This window comes from Streptomyces sp. NPDC025784, from assembly GCF_055558435.1.
The window spans coordinates 345,625-365,179 of record NZ_JBVHMN010000009.1 but is presented as its reverse complement, the minus strand read 5'-3'; the positions used below and the strand labels follow the sequence as shown (position 1 = coordinate 365,179).

The 19,555-nt window shown below is 70.8% G+C and carries 15 protein-coding genes; 13 read left to right on the top strand and 2 right to left on the bottom strand.

From position 1 onward, the window contains the following. Positions 1-117: 117 nt before the first annotated feature. Positions 118-726, bottom strand: coding sequence for a CBS domain-containing protein (locus ACZ4IF_RS22400; RefSeq protein ID WP_467565291.1), 609 nt, complete (start codon positions 724-726; stop codon positions 118-120). Positions 727-842: 116 nt separating this feature from the next. Further along, a complete protein-coding gene (locus tag ACZ4IF_RS22395; protein WP_467565289.1) occupies positions 843-1,319 on the bottom strand; it encodes a hypothetical protein in 477 nt (158 codons plus the stop codon). Between the two features lie 364 nt (positions 1,320-1,683). Between ACZ4IF_RS22395 and ACZ4IF_RS22390 the strand changes: the two genes are divergently transcribed. The 13 genes from ACZ4IF_RS22390 to ACZ4IF_RS22330 all read left to right on the top strand — a co-directional run bounded on the left by ACZ4IF_RS22390 (position 1,684) and on the right by ACZ4IF_RS22330 (position 19,555). Then, positions 1,684-2,364, top strand: coding sequence for a response regulator (locus tag ACZ4IF_RS22390; protein WP_467565287.1), 681 nt, complete (start codon positions 1,684-1,686; stop codon positions 2,362-2,364). A 178-nt stretch (positions 2,365-2,542) separates the two neighbouring features. Further along, positions 2,543-4,303: a sensor histidine kinase gene (locus tag ACZ4IF_RS22385; RefSeq protein WP_467565285.1), complete on the top strand. Its 1,761-nt coding sequence runs from the start codon at positions 2,543-2,545 to the stop codon at positions 4,301-4,303. Between the two features lie 597 nt (positions 4,304-4,900). Continuing rightward, positions 4,901-6,391: an APC family permease gene (locus ACZ4IF_RS22380; RefSeq protein WP_467565283.1), complete on the top strand. Its 1,491-nt coding sequence runs from the start codon at positions 4,901-4,903 to the stop codon at positions 6,389-6,391. 37 nt (positions 6,392-6,428) lie between these two features. Next, positions 6,429-7,643, top strand: coding sequence for an arginine deiminase (locus ACZ4IF_RS22375; protein WP_467565281.1), 1,215 nt, complete (start codon positions 6,429-6,431; stop codon positions 7,641-7,643). A 21-nt stretch (positions 7,644-7,664) separates the two neighbouring features. Beyond that, the gene (gene argF, locus ACZ4IF_RS22370; RefSeq protein ID WP_467565279.1) at positions 7,665-8,666 is read left to right on the top strand and encodes an ornithine carbamoyltransferase; all 1,002 of its coding nucleotides are present in this window, start codon (positions 7,665-7,667) and stop codon (positions 8,664-8,666) included. Positions 8,667-8,669: 3 nt separating this feature from the next. After that, positions 8,670-9,593 (top strand): carbamate kinase, encoded by a 924-nt coding sequence (locus ACZ4IF_RS22365; protein ID WP_467565277.1) that lies wholly within the window; start codon positions 8,670-8,672, stop codon positions 9,591-9,593. A gap of 443 nt (positions 9,594-10,036) precedes the next feature. Continuing rightward, positions 10,037-10,939, top strand: a complete 903-nt coding sequence (locus tag ACZ4IF_RS22360; protein WP_467565346.1) for a universal stress protein — start codon at positions 10,037-10,039, stop codon at positions 10,937-10,939. Positions 10,940-11,306: 367 nt separating this feature from the next. Next, a complete protein-coding gene (locus ACZ4IF_RS22355; RefSeq protein WP_467565275.1) occupies positions 11,307-15,008 on the top strand; it encodes a nitrate reductase subunit alpha in 3,702 nt (1,233 codons plus the stop codon). Between the two features lies 1 nt (position 15,009). Beyond that, positions 15,010-16,536, top strand: a complete 1,527-nt coding sequence (gene narH / locus ACZ4IF_RS22350; protein WP_467565273.1) for a nitrate reductase subunit beta — start codon at positions 15,010-15,012, stop codon at positions 16,534-16,536. Continuing rightward, positions 16,533-17,324 carry a nitrate reductase molybdenum cofactor assembly chaperone gene (gene narJ, locus ACZ4IF_RS22345; RefSeq protein ID WP_467565271.1) on the top strand — a complete coding sequence of 264 codons (792 nt, stop codon included), beginning with the start codon at positions 16,533-16,535 and terminating at the stop codon, positions 17,322-17,324. Before narH ends, narJ begins: the two co-directional genes overlap by 4 nt. Continuing rightward, positions 17,321-18,103 (top strand): respiratory nitrate reductase subunit gamma, encoded by a 783-nt coding sequence (gene narI / locus ACZ4IF_RS22340; protein ID WP_467565269.1) that lies wholly within the window; start codon positions 17,321-17,323, stop codon positions 18,101-18,103. The genes narJ and narI overlap by 4 nt, the downstream gene beginning before the upstream one ends. Beyond that, positions 18,100-18,735 (top strand): vitamin K epoxide reductase family protein, encoded by a 636-nt coding sequence (locus ACZ4IF_RS22335; protein ID WP_467565267.1) that lies wholly within the window; start codon positions 18,100-18,102, stop codon positions 18,733-18,735. Before narI ends, ACZ4IF_RS22335 begins: the two co-directional genes overlap by 4 nt. Before the next feature lie 280 nt (positions 18,736-19,015). Further along, complete coding sequence (locus ACZ4IF_RS22330) at positions 19,016-19,555, top strand: radical SAM protein (RefSeq protein WP_467565265.1); 540 nt, start codon at positions 19,016-19,018, stop codon at positions 19,553-19,555.

Sequence of the window (19,555 nt, the reverse complement as noted above, 5' to 3'; positions counted from 1 at the left end):
CCTTCCGGGGGCTGACCGGTGCCGCTTCGAACAGGCTGGGGAGGCCCTTCGGGTATGGGGCCGGTCCTGGATTCATCGCCGTGCGACCTGTGCCGCCGGGGGCCGGCGCAGGACGCTTCAGTGCGCGGCAGGCCGTGCCGGGCGGCTGTCGTCGATGTCGAAGCCGAGCTTGCCGACCACACCGACGACACCCTCCGCCCCCCAGGTCGACCGAACGGCCAGGGGGACGTCACTGCGACGGTGGAGGCGTCCTTCCAGCGTGACCATGCCGTCCCGGACCGAGACGGCGACTGCGCCGGGTGGCAGGTTCAGCGCGCCGGCCAGGACCTCCTCCATCACCTGCCGGCGGATCTCGTCGTCCGTACGCCGGAAGACCCGCAGCAGATCGCGGCGGGTGGCGATCCCGATGAGGCGGTCCTCCTCGTCCACCACGGGCAGACGATCAACATGCTGACGTTCCATCAGCCGCGCGGCGTCCGGCACGTGTTGCTCGGGATGGATGGTGACCGCCGGAGTCGCCATCAGCTCTCCCGCGGTCGTGGCCACCGTGCCATGCGCGAGGTCGGCGCCCGAGACCACCCCGACCACCTTGTCATCGTGGTCCACGACCGGCAGCGCGCGGATACGGTGGCGGTCCAGCAGCCGCACCACCTCGTCCAACGGCGTCTGCCGGTCTGCACGGACGACCTCGCGGGTCATGACTTCGCCGACAATGCGCGTTTCCATGGCGCTTCCCTCCTTCACGGTGCGAGCGGGAGACGACAGGCCTGGCTCCCCGCTGGATGACGGTTCCTCAGCCCGAGGCTCCTACGGGCCGGCGCGTCGCCCTGTCAGCCTCGCAGTCACCCTGCGCCGCGGTGCAGGGCCCGGACGTACCCCGGGGAGGGCCGATCCGCCTCACACTGCGGGGCCGGGGGGCTCTCATCCCGCCCTCTGATGAGCCGGCCCCCACGCCACGGCGGGGGCGTGACCGACCTGAGGGCCGCCTCCTTGCGGTGCAGGACCCGCGTGATCTGGCTGCGGAGGCGGTCCTGCAGCCGGTCGGCCAGTTCACGTGCCGTCGCTTCCTGCGCGTGCACGACCACGTGGCTGTTCCCCACGACGAGCTCGGCACCGGCGGACCAGGGCTGCTCGACGTGGTGCGCTGCGGCCTTCACGATCCTCACCTCGCCGCTGACCTCTGGAACTCCGGGCCTGTCGAGGGCCGTTTCGACCTTGGTCCGGACGTAGGCGAGTGCCTCTTCGTCCACATCGCCTTCCGCTCGCACCTGTACGGCGACGGTGGAGGGGACGTGCGTGCCGGTGTCCTTCGCAGTCATCTGCTCCGCTCCTTCGATCGTTGGGCAGGGCTTCAGAGTTCTGCGCGGACCGGCGCGAGCCCAGGGCTGTCAGGCCCCGGGAATGGGGCCGTAGGGCTTGCCCTTCCAGGGCCGCCGGACTCACTCGTCGGCGGTGTGGTCCGACTGCCGAGGAGCCCGCAGGGGATGCGGTCCTCCACGTGGATGTGACCGGCCCGCCGGTTCGCCCCCGCATGACGCGACTACGTCCGGCCCTGCAAGGCCCTGTGGAAACAGGGCCGACCGGCCCTGCCCCTTGGGCCCGGATCCGGGAAAGATCCCGGTACGAAGACCGATACGGTCATGAGTGGACATCCACCAGCGACGCGGAACCAGGGAGCGAGTAATGGCGGACAGCAAGCGGCCCGGCCCGGACAGCCCGATCCGGGTCTTCCTGCTGGACGACCACGAGGTGGTACGACGGGGCGTGCGCGACCTGCTCGACGACGAGCCGGACATCGAAGTGATCGGCGAAGCCGGCACCGTGGAGCAGGCCCTGGTGCGCGTCCCCGCGCTGCGCCCGCAGGTGGCGGTCCTGGACGTCCGGCTGCCCGACGGTGACGGGGTGAGCGTGTGCCGGGAACTGCGCTCGCGCATGCCGGAGCTGGCCTGCCTGATGCTGACCTCCTTCGACGACGAGGAGGCCCTGATGGACTCGATCATGGCGGGCGCGTCCGGATACGTCCTGAAGCAGATCCAAGGATCGGACCTGGTCTCCGCGGTACGCACCGTGGCCCGCGGCCAGTCGCTGCTGGATCCGAGCGCCACCACCAGGCTGATGGCCCGTCTTCGGGACGGGCAGCAGAAGGAGGAGGAGCCGGACGCCCTGCCTGGTCTGACCGAGCGGGAGCGGGAGATCCTCGCCCTGATCGGGGAGGGACTGACCAACCGCCAGATCGGCCAGCGGCTCTACCTCGCCGAGAAAACGGTGAAGAACCACATCTCCCGTCTGCTGGCCAAGCTCGGCGTGGAGCGCCGCATCCAGGCCGCGGTCATCGCCACCCAGGTCCAGGACGGGCAGAGGTAGGAACGGCGCTGAAGTCCCCAGGCTGACAGGAAGTCACAACTGGTTCCGGACAGCGGCCGTCAACACCGGCCGACAGGCCTTCCTCTCCGTCGAGTGACCCTGATCGCATACCGTCGTCTCCCGCGGGCCGATAACGTGTCCAGGACGAGGATGATCAGCCGTCGGCAGGGTGAGGGCCTTGGAAGAATCGCTGGTGAGGGCCCCCGAGGGCGCCCGGGTGCGGCTGCCGCAGTTGCGGCTGGACGAGCTGCTGGAGGAATTGCAGGCCCGCCTGGACGCCGCGCGAGGCACCCGGGACCGGGTGCACAGCCTGCTGGAGGCGGTGCTCTCGGTCGGCCGCGAGCTGGACCTGGAGCAGGCGCTGCGCAGCATCGTGGAGGCCGCGGCGGTCCTGGTGGAGGCGGAGTACGCGGCCCTGGGTGTGATCGGCCCGGACGGCACGCGGCTGTCGGAGTTCCTCACCGTCGGTGTGAGCCAGGAGCAGATCGCCAAGATCGGGCCCTACCCGGAGGGCCACGGCATCCTGGGCGAGCTGATCCGGCACCCCGAGCCGCTGCGGCTTCCCAAACTCTCCGCGCATTCAGCTTCGTACGGCTTCCCGGCACACCATCCGCCGATGAACACGTTTCTCGGTGTACCGATCCGCGTGCGTGACCAGGTCTTCGGCAACCTGTATCTGACCGAGAAGCGGGGCGGGGCGCAGTTCGACGAGGACGACGAGTCGGTCCTGTCGACGCTGGCCGTGGCGGCCGGCGTGGCGATCGACAACGCCCGCCTGTACGAGGAGTCCCGACTGCGCGAACGCTGGCTGCGGGCGAACGCCGAGATCACCCACAGCCTCATGTCCGGCAGCGACCGCGGCGAAGTGCTCGGGCTGATCGCCGAACGCGCGAGGGAGATCACTGCCGCGACCCTCGCGGTGGTCGCGGTGCCGATGGCCGACACCGACGCGCTCATGGTGGAACTCGCCATCGGACACGAGTCGGAGACGCACCGCGGGCTCGTCGTGCCCGCCGACGACCACCTGATCGGAGAGGCCTTCTCCAGCGCCACGCCGGTCACCAGCCCGGACATCTCCCGAGACGGACGCGGCGGGAGGGGAATCGCACCGGAGGGCTCCGCCACCGCGCCACGCTTCACCGGGATGGGCCCGGCCGTGGCTGTCCCCATCGGCGCCGGTGACGGCGTGCGAGGCGTGGTGCTGCTGGTCCGCGCGGCGGGCCAGACGGTGTTCTCCGAGAAGGAGACCGAGCCGTTGCAGGGATTCGCTGCGCAGGCCGCGATCGCCATGGAGCTTGCGGAACGCCGCAAGGACGCCGAGCAGATCGCGGTGCTCCAGGATCGTGACCGCATCGCCCGGGATCTGCACGACCTGGCCATCCAGCGGCTGTTCGCCACCGGAATGACGCTGCAGAGCGCCGGCCGCTTCATCGAGCACACACAGGCCTCCGACCGCGTGCTGCGAGCGGTGGACGATCTCGACGAGACCATCAAGATCATCAGGTCGGCGATCTTCGGCCTGCGGTCGCGTGATGACGGCGGCGCCGGGGCCGGCCTGCGGGCCCGTGTGGTCCGCGCGGTCGGCGAGGCAGCTCCGGTCCTGGGCTTCGCCCCGAGCGTGCGCATGGAGGGCCTGCTGGATACGGACGTGCCGAAGGAGATCGCCGACCACGTGGTGGCCGTCCTCTCGGAGTCCCTGACCAACATCGCCCGGCACGCGCACGCCGGCCGCGCCGATGTCGGCCTCGAGACCGACGGGCACGAGGTACGGCTCACGGTGTGCGACAACGGCGTGGGCATCCCGTCCGGCGGCCGCCGCAGCGGTCTGCGCAACATGGCCGAGCGGGCCGGGCAACTGGGCGGCCAGCTGGAGTTGTCCAGCCCGGCCGACGGCGGCGGCACCACGCTGACCTGGCGGGTTCCCGTGGAGGAGGACTAGGAGCGCCCCGGGGATCCGCTGGACGCACCGCAGAGCGTCGTCGGTCATGCCGAGGACAGGCGCTCCTCGCCCTTGCCGGGGGCGGTGGTTGACGCGGTCGGGCCGGGTTCTCGATGACGGCGGTACGCGTGGTCCTCCCGCAGCCGGCGACGGGCGGCCGCCGCCCATGTGTCGACGAGAGCGGCGGCCGCGACGCGGGCGTCGTGCCTCCCCAACACGCGACCCGCGCGGACGCCCTCTTGGCACCCGGGGTTTACGGGAGACCTGCCCCACCCCGGAACGAACCAGAAGGACGTGGCGCAGCGGTATCCGCCGCCGGCACGTCTGGTGAGACCGGCTGCGGTACCTGCCCTGCCATAGTCGTACCGGCCCCGTTTCCGTAGAACGGGTCGACAGGCCCAAGGTCATGGACCGAACGGCCCCGGCCCCCGTGGCAGTTGACCGCCGACCGGGCGCGTTGGGCCGCGCGGGCCTCCGGCACCGGGACCTTCGGGCCGCTCACGGGACGTGTGGCCACTGACCGTGCCCGGCACCGGCGCAGAAAGATCGTTCACGGATCGACCCACCCGTGTAGCGACCTGCGCAAGGAGTACCACCATGCCCACAACCTCAGGAGACGGAAAGGGGACGGCGCCCGCGGCGACGCTCGGCCTTCCCGCCGCCTCCGCGCTCGTGATCGGCAGCATCATCGGCACCGGGGTCTTCGCCCTCCCCTCCGCCCTCGCCCCGTACGGCCCGATCTCCCTCGTCGCGTTCGTCGCCGTGACGCTCGGCGCGCTCGCCCTGGCCCTGACCTTCGGGGCGCTGTCGAAGCGTGTTCCCGCGAGCGGCGGGCCCTACGTCTATGCCCGCGAGGCCTTCGGCGAGTTCGCCGGCTTCCTGAACGCCTGGTCCTACTGGATCACCGCGTGGGCCGGCAACGCCGCGATCGTCGTGGCCTGGGTCGGCTATGTGGAGGTGTTCGTCAACACCGGTCACAAGACCGGGGGCTCGGTGCTGCTCGCGCTGATCGGGCTCTGGATACCCGCCGCGATCAACCTCACCGGCGTCCGGAACACGGGTGCGTTCCAGGTGATCACGACCGTGCTGAAGTTCGTTCCGCTGGTCTTCATGGCCACCGTCGGGCTGCTGTTCATCGACCCCGACAACTTCGGGGTCTTCAACGCCAGCGGACAATCGGCACTGGGCGCGATATCGGCTGCGGCCGCCATCGCGCTGTTCAGCTACCTCGGGCTGGAGGCCGCCTCGGTGGTCGCCGGCCGCGTGCGTGAGCCCGGGCGGAACGTGCCGCGCGCCACCGTGTACGGCACGCTCATCTGCGCCGTCATCTACATCCTGGGCACCCTCGCGGTCTTCGGTACCGTCTCCCACGGCACGCTGGGGCACACGACCGCGCCGTTCACCGACGCGGCGAACAACATCTTCGGCGGCACCTGGGCCGGTGACATCGTCGCCGCCGCCGCGATCGTCTCCGGCATCGGCGCGCTCAACGGCTGGACCATGCTCTGCGCCGAGATGCCCTACGCCGCAGCCCGCGACGGACTCTTCCCCCGCGCGTTCGCCAGGCTGCGCGGCGCGAACGGCGTCCCGGTCTTCGGCATCGTCGCCTCCACCGTGCTGGCCTCGCTGATCACCGTGTTCAGTTACACACGCTTCCAGGACGTCTTCACCAAGATCGTGCTGCTGAGCGTGCTCACCGCCGTGATCCCGTACCTGTTCTCCGCCGCCGCTCAGCTGTACTGGCTCCTGGTGGGTGACCGGGACGGCCTGAGCCGCCGGCGGCTGGCCCGGGACGTCACCGTCGCCGCGCTCGCCCTCGTCTTCTCGTACTGGTCGATCCAGGGCAGCGGGTACCAGACCGTCTACTACGGCCTGTTCGTGTTGCTGCTCGGCGTGCCGGTATACGTCTGGCTCAAGCGGGGACAGACCGCCCACCGCGAGACGGCGGCGCCGGAGACCGCGGTGATCCCGGCTGAGCGGGAGCGGGCTCCCGAGACGCCCCTGCCCGCTCAGCGGCTCTCACGCGGACTGCGTACGAACCGTATCGGCGGACTCCGCAGGCGTGACGGCTTCCGCCCGCACGACTGACCACCCCGCAGCACGGAAACACGGAGGAACACCCACCATGAACACCTTCCACGTCGACTCGGAAGTCGGGCGTCTGCGCCAGGTGATCCTGCACCGCCCCGGCCTCGAACTCTCCCGCCTCACCCCGCGCAACGTCGACGCCCTGCTCTTCGACGACATCCTGTGGGCCAAGCGCGCCCGCGAGGAACACGACGCCTTCGCCCAGGTCCTGCGCGACCACGGCGCCCACGTCCACTACTTCGCCGACCTGCTGGCCCAGACCCTCGACATCCCGCAGGCCCGCGACCGCCTGCTGGATGGGGTCGTCACCCCGGCCACCGTCGGGCCGGCCCTGATCGACCCGGTGCGCGAGCTGTGCGCCGAGTTGGACGGGGAGACTCTTGCCGGCTACCTCATCGGCGGGCTGCTCAAGAGCGACCTACCGCTCGCCACCCCGCACAGCCTGGTCTGGAACACGCTCGACGCCGACGACTTCGCTCTCGCCCCGCTGCCCAACCACCTCTTCCCTCGCGACAACTCCTGCTGGATGTACGACCAGTTGTCGGTCAACCCGATGGCCAGGACCGCGCGGCGCCGCGAGAGCCTGCACGCCGAGGTCATCTACCGCTTCCACCCGATGTTCGCCGGCCGGGCGCCCGCGCCGATCCTCGACGGCCTGGCGGGCACACTCGAGGGCGGCGACGTCCACGTCCTCGGCAACGGCGCAGTCATGATCGGCATGGGTGAGCGCACTACTGCCCAGGCTGTGGAGAACCTGACCGCCCGGCTGTTCGCCACCGGCACGGCCAGTCGTGTGATCGCGGTCCAACTGCCCGCCGCCCGCGCCTACATGCACCTGGACACGGTGCTGACCATGGTCGACCGGGACACCTTCGTCATCTACCCCGGCCTCGCGGACTCCCTGCGTTCCTGGAGCCTGACCCCCAGCGACAGCCGTCGGACCGGCTTCGACGTCACCCCGAACTCCGACCTGGCCACCGCCCTCGCCGAGGCCCTCGCCCTGGACAAGGTCCGCATGCTCTCCGCGCCGCAGGACATCCTGGGCGCCGAGCGCGAGCAGTGGGACGACGGCAGCAACTTCCTCGCCCTCGCCCCAGGCGTCGTCGTCGGCTACGAGCGCAACGTCACCACCAACACCTACCTGCGCAAGCAGGGCATCGAGATCGTCACCATCGCCGGCGCCGAACTCGGCCGCGGTCGCGGCGGCCCCCGCTGCATGAGCTGCCCCATCGAACGCGACCCGGCCGCCTGACCCGGCAAGGAGAGCCACACCATGACCGTCGACCTGCGAGGCCGTTCCTACCTGAGCGAACTCGACTTCACCGCCGCCGAGATCCACCACCTGCTCACCCTCGCCGCCGAGCTGAAGGCGGCCAAGCACGCAGGCACCGAACAGCCCCGGCTCACCGGCCGGAACCTCGCCCTGATCTTCGAGAAGACCTCGACCCGCACCCGCTGCGCCTTCGAGGTCGCCGCCGCCGACCAGGGCGCCCACACCACGTACCTCGGCCCCGGCGACACCCACGTGGGCACCAAGGAATCGATCACCGACACCGCCCGGGTGCTGGGCCGCATGTTCGACGCCATCGAGTACCGCGGCTCCGCGCAACAGATCGTCAACGACCTCGCCGCCCACTCCGGCGTCCCCGTCTACAACGGGCTGACCGACACCGCACACCCCACCCAGAGCCTGTGCGACATGCTCACGATGCGGGAACACAGCCCCAAGCCGCTGTCCGACATCGCCTACTGCTACCTGGGTGACGCCCGCAACAACATGGGCAACTCCCTGCTGGCCATGGGGGCGCTCCTCGGAATGGACGTCCGGATCGCCGCGCCGCAGGCGCTGTGGCCGGAGCCGGAGCTGGTGGTGACCTGCCGCGCTCTCGCGGACCGCAGCGGTGCCCGCATCACTCTCACGGAGGATGTCGAGACCGCCGTACGCGGCGCCGACTTCCTGCACACCGACGTCTGGGTCTCCATGGGCGAGCGCGCCGAGACCTGGCGCGAACGGATCGAACTGCTTCTTCCGTACCAGGTCGACGCCAAGACGCTCGCCCTCACCGGCAACGAGGACGCGAAGTTCATGCACTGCCTGCCGGCCCTGCACGACCACCGCACCCGGCTCGGACAGGAGCTGTTCGAGGCCTACGGCCTGAACGGCCTCGAAGTCACCGACGAGGTCTTCTCCTCGCCCGCGTCGATCGTGTTCGACCAGGCGGAGAACCGGCTGCACACCATCAAGGCCGTGCTCGTGGCCACCCTGGAGGACTGAACCATGCGTATCGTCGTCGCCCTCGGCGGCAACGCCCTGCTGCACCGCGGCGAACGCCCCGACGCGGACATCCAGCAGGCGAACATCGACCGGGCCGCCACCGCACTGGCCGCCCTCGCCCACGACAACGAGCTCGTCGTCACCCACGGCAACGGCCCGCAGATCGGCCTGCTCGCGGTGGAGAGCGCGGCCGACCCCGCACTCAGCGCCCCGTACCCGCTGCATCTGCTCGGCGCGCAGACACAGGGCATGATCGGCTCTCTGCTGGCCTGCACGATGCACGACGCCCTGCCTGGGCGCCGGATCGCCACCCTCGTCACCCACACCATGGTGCGGGCCGACGATCCGGCCTTCGAACGGCCCACGAAGTTCGTCGGCCAGGTCTACCCCAAGGATGTGGCGAAGTCCCTCGCCCGCGCGCGCGGCTGGCACATCGCTCAGGACACGGGCGGCTGGCGCCGGGTCGTGCCCTCCCCGGTTCCCGAACGCATCGTGGAGACCGACACCATCCACGACCTCCTCAACGACGGCACGCTCGTGGTCTGCGCCGGCGGCGGGGGCGTCCCCGTGACCGCCGACCGCGACACCGGGGCACTGACCGGGGTGGAGGCCGTCATCGACAAGGACCTCACCGCCGCCCTGCTCGCCGAGGATCTGAAGGCCGACTTCCTGCTCATCCTGACCGACGTACCCAACGTGTACGAGGGGTACGGCACACCCGAACAGCGGCCCGTCCTCGACGCGACCCCCGACGAACTGCGACGCGGCGGCTTCCCGGACGGCTCCATGGGTCCCAAAGCCGAGGCGGCGGCCCGGTTCGTCGAACGCACCGGAGGCCTGGCCGCGATCGGTGCCCTGGACGCGGCCTACGAGATCGTCCACGGAACGTCGGGCACGCTGATCCGGCCGGACCTCACGCGTGGGTGACGGCGGTACGCGGCGCGTCGTGCCGCCTCCCACCGACAGGTTCGAGGGCGGACACGCCGCGCCCCGGCGGCCGGCGAACGCGACCGACTTGTCGTGTTGAGCCGTACCCGACGCCGGTCCGGTGGTCGATCCCGGCGCCCTTGCCCACCGCACGTTCATACCGCCACGGGGAAGTTCACCGGGCCAAGACCACACGTCTGTCGTGCGGCCTGGGCCGGGCGGTCCCGAAAGCCCGGGGAATGAGGGTCGTGAGGCCCAAGCGGCGCCTCGCGTCCCGGCACACCATGCAAGTAACGGGCTCGCCCGGCCCACGGGCAGCGTCCCCGACCTCGACGGCATCGACACGGCCCGCGACCGAGAGGCCGTCGAGACCCATGTTCATCACGTGTCGGCGGGAAGACGCCGGCAGTGACGAGCAGACCGAGGAGCAGGAGGTGCGCACCATGCTTTCGCCCGTCATCGCCGCAGTGGACGGATCCGCCGAGAGCCTTGCCGCTGCCGAGTGGGCGGCCCGCGAGGCCGTGCGTCGTGACCGCCCGTTGCGACTGGTGCACGCCTGGAACTGGCATCCCCGCCAGAAGGACGGCGAGCCGGCGAACGCCGCGCAGCGGCATCTGGCGCGCCGCGTCCTGCGGCAGGCGGAGGAGCGCATCCGCGCCGCCGCCCCTGATGTACGCGTCACCGACGAGCAGGTCGAGGGTCCGGCGACCGCAGCCTTGCTGAAGGCCGCCGCGCAAGCGGAGCTGCTGGTGCTGGGCTCACGTGGTCTGAGCGGCCTCACCGGGCTCCTGGTCGGCTCGGTCGCCCTCGGGGTGGTCGCGAAGGCCACGCGTCCCGTCGTTCTCGTACGCACAGGGGAGGAGGCCGAGGACGAGCACGTCCCGGCGGAGGACGGCAGTCCGTTCACTCGGACCGGCTACCGCGACGTGGTCCTCGGCATCGACCTCGCCGATGCCTGCGACGAGGTGATCGCGTTCGCGTTCGAGGCTGCCCGGCGACGGCACGCCAGGCTACGTGTCGTGCATGCCTGGCAGCCGCCGTCCGCGATCGGTCTCGGCCCCGGCGAGATCGGTCTGGTCAACGGTCCCGAGCGGGCCGGGGAGTGGCAGCAGTTCCTGTCGGCCGTCCTGAACGTGTGGCGCGAGAAGTACCCGGAGACCGAGGTCCTGGAGACCGTTGTGGAGGGCAAGGCCTCCCCCGCGCTGGTCCGGGCCGCCTCCGCCGCGAGCCTGCTCGTCGTCGGCCGCCGCCTGGCCGATCGACCGGCACTCCCCCGCATCGGCCCCGTCACCCGTGCCGCCATCCACCACGCCGGCTGCCCGCTGGTCGTCGTCCCCCACAAGTGAGAAGCCGAAGAGCGCGCCGACTGCTTCTCCTGCGCACCAACGACCTCTCACAGACGACCTGGGGGGCTGTCCCGCGACGACGCCGAGGCGTCCTTCCTCCCGCCGTACACGCTGCGTCCGAGGCGGCCAGGGACAGGGCAATGGCCGCTGTCCGGCACGAGATGCGGTCGTACGGACGGATGGGCATCTGCGGTTCGATCGATGCCCAGGACGCAACTCCGGGCATACCCGGCTCCCCTGCCGACCAGGCCCCGAGGCCGGGACCATTGGGCCCCATTGCACTCGCCCGGACTGGGCCGGAAGGCCACCCGGCCGGGACCTCGAGCCCCACGTGCACCTGGGCTCGGACCGCCTAGCGTTCCCAGCCATGGAGAACGATCAGAACGCACGGCCTCAGGCTTCGAGCGCTGGTGAAGGCTGGCCGCTGGCCGCCCGCAGGCTGCTCACCCGCCGTGAAGTGTCGGCCGACGGGCGCGCCGTGTTCGGCGAGAACAACGGCAAGTGGGAGGGGTTCTACCGCGACCGCTGGGCCCACGACAAGGTGGTGCGCTCCACGCACGGTGTGAACTGCACCGGTTCCTGCTCGTGGATGGTGTACGTCAAGGACGGGATCATCACCTGGGAGCACCAGGCCACCGACTACCCGTCGATCGGTGCGGACTGCCCCGAGTACGAGCCGCGCGGCTGCCCGCGCGGTGCGTCGTTCTCCTGGTACACCTACTCGCCCAGCCGGGTCCGTCACCCCTACGTGCGCGGCACCCTGCTGAAGCTGTGGCGCGAGGCCCGCAAGCGTCTCGGCGACCCGGTCGCGGCCTGGGCCGAGATCACCGGCGACCCGGCGAAGGCCCGCGCCTACAAGCGGGCCCGCGGCAAGGGCGGCCTGGTGCGCGCCGACTGGGACGAGGTGACCGAGCTGGTCGCCGCCGCCCACGTGCACACCATCAAGGCATACGGCCCGGACCGCGTCGTCGGCTTCTCCCCGATCCCGGCGATGTCGATGGCGTCCTTCGCCGCCGGCTCCCGGTTCATGTCGCTGATCGGTGGCACCCTGCTGTCGTTCTACGACTGGTACGCCGACCTGCCGATCGCCTCCCCGCAGGTCTTCGGCGACCAGACCGACGTCCCCGAGGCGGCCGACTGGTGGAACGCCGGCTATCTCATCATGTGGGGCTCCAACATCCCTGTCACCCGCACGCCGGACGCCCACTTCCTCACCGAGACCCGCTACAACGGCACCAAGGTCGTCGCGGTCAGTCCCGACTACGCCGACAACGTCAAACACTCGGACGAGTGGCTCGCCCCGCACCCCGGCACCGACGGGGCGCTGGCCATGGCCATGGGCCACGTGATCCTGCGCGAGTTCCTCATCGACCGCGAAGTGCCCTACTTCCACGACTACCTGCACAAGTACACCGACGCGCCGTTCCTGGTGACCCTGCGCGAGCACACCGAGGGCGGCCTGGTCCCGGACGGATTCCTGACCGCCGCCGATCTCGGACACGACACGGAACACGCGGAGTCCAAGACGGTTCTCCTCGACGCGGCCACCGGCGAACCGGTCGTGCCGAACGGCTCGCTCGGCTTCCGCTGGGGCAAGGGCGAGCCAGGCCGCTGGAACCTCGGCCTCGGCGACACGGTGCCCGAACTGAGCCTGCTCGACAGCGCGGAGGAGACGGCCGAGGTCGCGCTGCCCCGCTTCGACGAGGGGCCCACGGAGGGCGGCTCGGTGATGGTGCGCGGGGTGCCGGTCCGCAGGATCGGCGGGCGCCTGGTCACCACGGTCTTCGACCTCATGCTCGCCCAGTACGGGGTGCGGCGGCCTGGCCTGCCGGGCAACTGGCCGACGTCCTACGAGGACGCGAGCGAGCCGTACACGCCGGCCTGGCAGGAGACCATCACCTCCGTCCCGGCGGAGCAGGCGGCCCGGATCGCCCGGGAGTTCGCCCGCAACGCCGAACGCACCCAAGGACGGTCGATGATCGCGATGGGGGCGGGCACCAACCACTGGTTCCACTCCGACACCATCTACCGCGCCTTCCTCGCGCTGACCACGATGACCGGCTGCCAGGGCGTCAACGGCGGCGGCTGGGCCCACTACGTAGGGCAGGAGAAGGTCCGCCCCCTGACCGGCTTCCAGCACCTGGCGTTCGCCTTCGACTGGCAGCGGCCCACCCGGCACATGACCGGCACCTCCTACTGGTACCTGAACACCGACCAGTGGCGCTACGAGGCGTTCGGGCCCGACGAACTGGCCTCGCCGCTCGGTGAGGGCCGTTTCAAGGGCAAGGCGTTCGCGGACTCCCTCGCCCAGGCGGTGCGGCTCGGCTGGACACCCGGCCACCCCGGCTTCGACCGCAACCCACTCGACCTGACCGACGAGGCGGCAGCCCAGGGACGTCCGGTCGCCGAGCACATCGTCGACGAACTCAAGGCGGACCGGCTGAAGTTCGCAGCCGAGGACCCCGACGACCCGGCCAACTTCCCCCGCGTGCTGACCGTGTGGCGGGCGAACCTGCTCGGCTCCTCCGGGAAGGGCAACGAGTACTTCCTGCGCCACCTGCTCGGCACCGACGCCGCCGTCCGCTCCCAGGAGACCCCGCCCGAAGGGCGCCCGGAGGAGGTCGTCTGGCATGAGGAGGCCCCTGAGGGCAAGCTCGACCTGCTCGTCACGGTGGACTTCCGGATGACCTCCACCGGCCTGCTCTCCGACGTCGTCCTGCCGGCCGCCACCTGGTACGAGAAGGACGACCTGTCCAGCACGGACATGCACCCCTTCGTGCACGCCTTCACCCCGGCCATCGCCCCGCCCTGGCAGGCCCGCACCGACTACGACACGTTCCTGACCATCGCCGACAAGTTCAGCGACCTGGCCGCCGAGTACCTGGGCACCCGCACGGACGTACTGGCCGTCCCGCTCCAGCACGACACTCCCGACGAGCTCGCCCAGCCCGGCGGTGTCGTACGGGACTGGAAGGCCGGGGAGTGCGAACCGATCCCGGGGCGGACCATGCCCAAGCTCGTCACCATCGAGCGGGACTACGCCGCCGTCGCGCAGAAGATGCGCGCGGTCGGTCCGCTGCTCGACACTCTCGGCACCACCACCAAGGGCGTCACCGTCCACCCGGACCGGGAGATCGACGAGCTGCGCCATCGGTGCGGCACCGTCCGCGACGGGGTGGCCGCCGGCCGTCCGTCGCTGGCCACCGCGTCCGACATGTGCGAGGCGATCCTCGCCCTGTCCGGCACCACCAACGGACGCCTGGCCACCGAGGGGTTCAAGGAGCTCGAGCGGCAGACCGGCAGCGAGGGGCTGGTGGAACTCGCCTCCGAACGGGAGGCGGAACGGATCACCTTCGCCGACACCCGTACCCAGCCCCGGTCGGTCATCACCTCCTACGAGTGGTCGGGCTCGGAGACGGGCGGGCGTCGCTACTCACCGTTCGTCATCAACACCGAGCACAACAAGCCCTGGCACACCCTCACCGGCCGGCAGCACTTCTTCGTCCAGCACGACTGGATGGCCGAACTCGGCGAACAACTCCCGGTGTACCGGCCCCCGTTGAACACGCCCCGGCACTACGGCGACGAGCATCTGCGTGAGGACGGCCGGGCGGAGGTCACGGTCCGCTATCTGACGCCGCACTCGAAGTGGTCCATCCACTCGAACTACCAGGACAACAAGTACATGCTCGACCTGTCCCGCGGCGGACCCACGATCTGGATGTCCACCGCCGACGCCGAGAAGATCGGCGTGAAGGACAACGAGTGGATCGAGGCGTACAACCGCAACGGCGTCGTCGCCGCCCGGGCCGTGGTCACGCACCGCATGCCGGAGGGCACGGTGTACATGTACCACGCGCAGGACCGCAACGTGAACGTCCCCAAGACCGAGGTCGGTGGCAAGCGCGGCGGCATCCACAACTCCCTGACGAGGCTGCTGCTCAAGCCCACCCATCTCGCCGGCGGCTACGCCCAGTTCACCTACGCCTTCAACTACTACGGCCCGACCGGCAACCAGCGCGACGAGGTCACCGTCATCCGCCGCCGCAGCCAGCAAGTGGAGTACTGACATGCGCGTCATGGCACAGATCGCGATGGTGATGAACCTCGACAAGTGCATCGGCTGCCACACCTGCTCGGTCACCTGCAAGCAGACGTGGACCAACCGCACCGGCGTCGAGTACGCCTGGTTCAACAACGTCGAGACCAAGCCCGGCGTCGGCTACCCCCGCCGCTACGAAGACCAGGAACACTGGAAGGGCGGCTGGATGCTGGACAAGCGCGGACGCCTCGTCCTGCGCTCCGGAGGCCGCCTCAAGCGGCTCCTGTCCCTCTTCTCCAACCCCGACCTGCCCGCGATCGAGGACTACTACGAGCCGGTCACCTACGACTACGACAACCTCGTCAATGCCCCAGCCCAGAAGGACATGCCCGTCGCCCGCCCGCGCTCGGTCCTGACCGGCAAGCCCACGTCCATCACCTGGGGCGCCAACTGGGAGGACGGCCTGGGCGGCGCCCCCGAGAACGCCGGCGGCGACCCCAACCTCACCGGGGAATGGGCCGCGAGGGTCAAGTTCGAGTTCGAGCAGACCTTCCTCTTCCACCTTCCCCGCCTGTGCGAGCACTGCCTCAATCCGGCCTGCGTCTCCGCCTGCCCGTCCGGGGCGATGTACAAGCGGGTCGAGGACGGCATCGTCCTGGTCGACCAGGACCGCTGCCGCGGCTGGCGGATGTGCGTGACGGCGTGCCCGTACAAGAAGGTGTACGTCAACCACGCCACCGGCAAGGCCGAGAAGTGCACCTTCTGCTTCCCGCGCATCGAGGCCGGCCAGCCCACCGTCTGCTCGGAGACCTGCGTGGGGCGGCTGCGCTACCTCGGACTGCTTCTCTACGACGCCGACAAAGTGGGCGAGGCCGCGGCTACGCCCGACGAGCAGGACCTGCTGGAGGCCCAGCGGGGCGTCTTCCTGGACCCGCGCGATCCCGAGGTGATCGCAGCCGGCCGCGCCTCCGGCATCCCCGAGGACTGGCTGGACGCCGCCCGGCGCTCGCCGGTGTACGACCTGGTCATGCGCTACAAGGTGGCGCTGCCGCTGCACCCGGAGTACCGGACGATGCCGATGGTCTGGTACGTGCCGCCGCTGTCCCCCGTGCTCGACGCCGTCGACGCGGCGGGCGGTAACCAGGACGATCCCGACCACGTGTTCGCGGCTGTCACCCGGCTGCGCATCCCGCTGGAGTACCTGGCGGAGCTGTTCACCGCCGGGGACGCCGACGTCGTCGCCGGTGTGCTGATGAAGCTCACCGCGCTGCGCTCGTTCATGCGGGAGCGCACCCTCGGTGAGGAAGGCGACGAGGCGGTGCTGAAGGCCGTCGGCCTGACAGCCCGTGAGGCGGAGGATCTGCACCGGCTGCTGGCCGTCGCCAAGTACAAGGACCGCTACGTCGTCCCGGCCGCGCACAAGGAGGACGCGGCCGCGTTGACCGCGATGGAGAACCGCTGCCCGGTCGAGTCCTCGGGCGACGCCGAGCCCCGCAAGGTCATGCTCGGCATTCCCACCCTGCGACGCGACACCACTGCCGGAGGACGTCCGTGAGCCCGCTGCCCGCAACGATTCCCGCCCTCGTCCGCACCCGCGTCCGGGCGGCAGTACGCCGCCCGGCCCGGCTCACGCCCGAGGAGACGGCGGGCCGAGCGCTGATACTGCGGCTCGTGTCGCTCTTCCTGCAGTACCCGGACGCAGAATTGACGGCAGCAAGGACGGAGTTGACAACCGTGGTGCAGGCCCTGCCGGCCACGCCCGCGGCGCTGCACCTGGCACGGTTCACCGACTGGTTCGCCGCGCAGGTCCCCGAGGAGCTGGAGCGGCACTACGTCGAGATGTTCGATCTGCGCCGCAAGAGCAGCCTCTACCTCACCTACTACCTGCACGGCGACACCCGCCGCCGGGGCATGGCCCTGCTCACTCTGAACCAGCGCTACCGGGCCGTCGGCTGGGACACCGACGGCGGAGAACTGCCCGACCACCTCCCGGTCGTGCTGGAGTTCGCCGCCCTGGCGGGCCCGGGAGGAGGCGAGGCACCGCTGCGCCAGCACCGGCGAGGACTGGAACTGATCCACCACGCCCTGACCGACGCCCAATCCCCCTACCAGCACGTCCTGGCCACGCTGCTCACCCTGCTGCCACCCCCCACCCAGGCCGACCGCGCGGCAGTCGCCCGACTCGTGGCCGAGGGGCCGCCGAACGAGGACGTCGGCCTCGACCCCTACGGGACGTACGGGGACGGCGAGTTCGCCCCACCGGGCACCTTCGTTCCGCCGTCACCAGCCCCGCCGACCTGTGCGCCACCCGCCCCGACCAACCGTACGGAAAGTCCCCGATGAACGCCCCGCTGTCCCCCTTGGCCGCCGCCCCGGCGAGCGGCGCCGATCTGCTGCTGTGGGTCGCCTTCCCCTACATCTGCCTGGCCGTGTTCGTGGTCGGGCACGTCTGGCGCTACCGGCAGGACCAGTTCGGCTGGACCTCCCGCACCAGCCAGCTGCTCGAACACCGCTGGCTGCGCTGGGGCAGCCCACTGTTCCACCTGGGCGCCTTCGCCGTGATCGCCGGTCACGTGGTGGGCCTGGCGGTGCCCGCGTCCTGGACCGAAGCAGCCGGCATCAGCGAGCACGCGTACCACACCACGGCCGTCGGGCTGGGCTCCGTCGCCGGGGTCGCCATGGTTGCCGGCCTGGGCATGCTGTGCGCCCGTCGCCTGCTCGCCCGCCGGATCCGCCTCACCACCGACCGCAGCGACAAGGTGCTCTTTCCGCTCCTTTCCGTCACGGTCCTGCTGGGCTTCAGCGCCACCGCCGTGCACAACGTCTTCGGCGGCGGCTACGACTACCGCGAGACCGTGTCCGTCTGGTTCCGCGGCATCTTCTCCCTCCATCCGCACCCCGAGGCGATCGCCGGGGCACCGCTGCTGTTCCAACTGCACGCCCTCAGCGCCTGCCTGCTCTTCGCCGCCTGGCCCTTCACCCGCCTCGTCCACGTGTGGAGCGCCCCGGTCGGCTATCTGGCCCGGCCGTATCTGGTCTACCGGCGGCGGGCCACACCGGCCGCAGCCCCGACGGCGGGTGGCCGGCCACGGTCGGCCTCCGGGCCCAGGCGAGCGGCATGAGTCACGGACCCGCGCTCGCGCCGGACGCCACGAGCGCCCGGCGCGCGCACGCCGTGGGCGCGAGCCGCCGAACGGGCATGGTCATGCTCCTGACCGGGATCGTCGGCTGGCTCGCCTCCTTTGCGCTGACCGTGGACGACTGGCGGCTCCTTCGCGACCCCTCCTATCAACCACCGTGCAACCTCAGTCCGGTCGTGAGTTGCGGCAGTGTCATGTCCAGCCCCGAGGGCCACCTGTTCGGCTTCCCCAACATGCTGCTCGGACTGGGTGCCTTCGCCGCCGTGACCGCACTGGGCGCCGCCGTGCTCTGCGGTGCCCGCCTGCACCGTCGGCTGTGGCTCGCGCTGGACGCCGGGGCGCTGGCAGGGGTCGTGTTCGTCCACTGGCTGATCGGACAGTCGCTCTACGAGCTGGGCAAGATCTGCCCCTACTGCGCTGTCGTCTGGACCGTCACCATCGCTCTGTTCTGGTTCCTCGTCCTGCACAGCCTGGACAGCGGGCTCATCCCCGTGCCCCGGGGAGTACTGGAGATCGTCCGGGACACGCACTGGATGCTGTTGGTCGCCTGGTACGGGGTGATCGCGCTGCTCGTCCTCACCCGCTTCTGGTCGTACTGGAGCAGCCGGGGCTGACCGTGTCCGCCGCAGCCCACCGGGAAGGGACTGTCGGCCCACCAGGAAGGACTGTTCGGCCGTTGCGCCGGGCCACTCCGGCGCAGCATGCTGATCGGCGACCGATCCGGAAGTAGCCCGTGTCCTACTGCAACCAGCATCCGTGCGGCTGTCTCCACCGCCGTCCGCCGTCACGGGTGCGGCGCACGGTCCGGTCCGGTCACCGTCCGGCCGCCCGCCTCGTCTGCCCTGACTCCAGGGCGGCCGGACGCAGCCTCAGGGCGCTGGGCAGGGCGGTCTGATGAGCGGCACCGACCGTGCCATCCGCGGTCCGCGGCACGACGCGGCCGACCGGCCGTCCATCGTCATCTGGGAGTCCACCCGCGCCTGCCCGCCGGCCTGTCTGCACTGCCGGGCCGAGGCGGTGCCCGACCGCGACCCGCGCGAGCTGGACACCGCCGCCGCCAAGGACCTTCTGGACCAGGTGGCCGCCTTCGGACAGCCCGCCCCGCTGTTCGTGATCACTGGTGGCGACCCGTTCCAGCGCCCCGACCTGACCGACCTCATCGCGTACGGCAGGGAGATCGGGGTCCGGGTCGCCGTCTCCCCCTCGGGCACCCCGACACTCACCACGGAGCGGCTGCGCGCCGTGCACGCCGCAGGCCGCCGAGTTGGGCCTGAACGCCCAAGTGCGCCGGGCGCGGCGCCCGCCGCGGGACGTGAACGCGGGCCGCGGCTTCGTCTTCGTCCCGAGACGACGTTGCCCGCGGCCGGCCACTACTCCTTCGTCGACCACGACATGCGTCACGCCGAAGCCGGGGGCCCACGACCGGCGGGATGA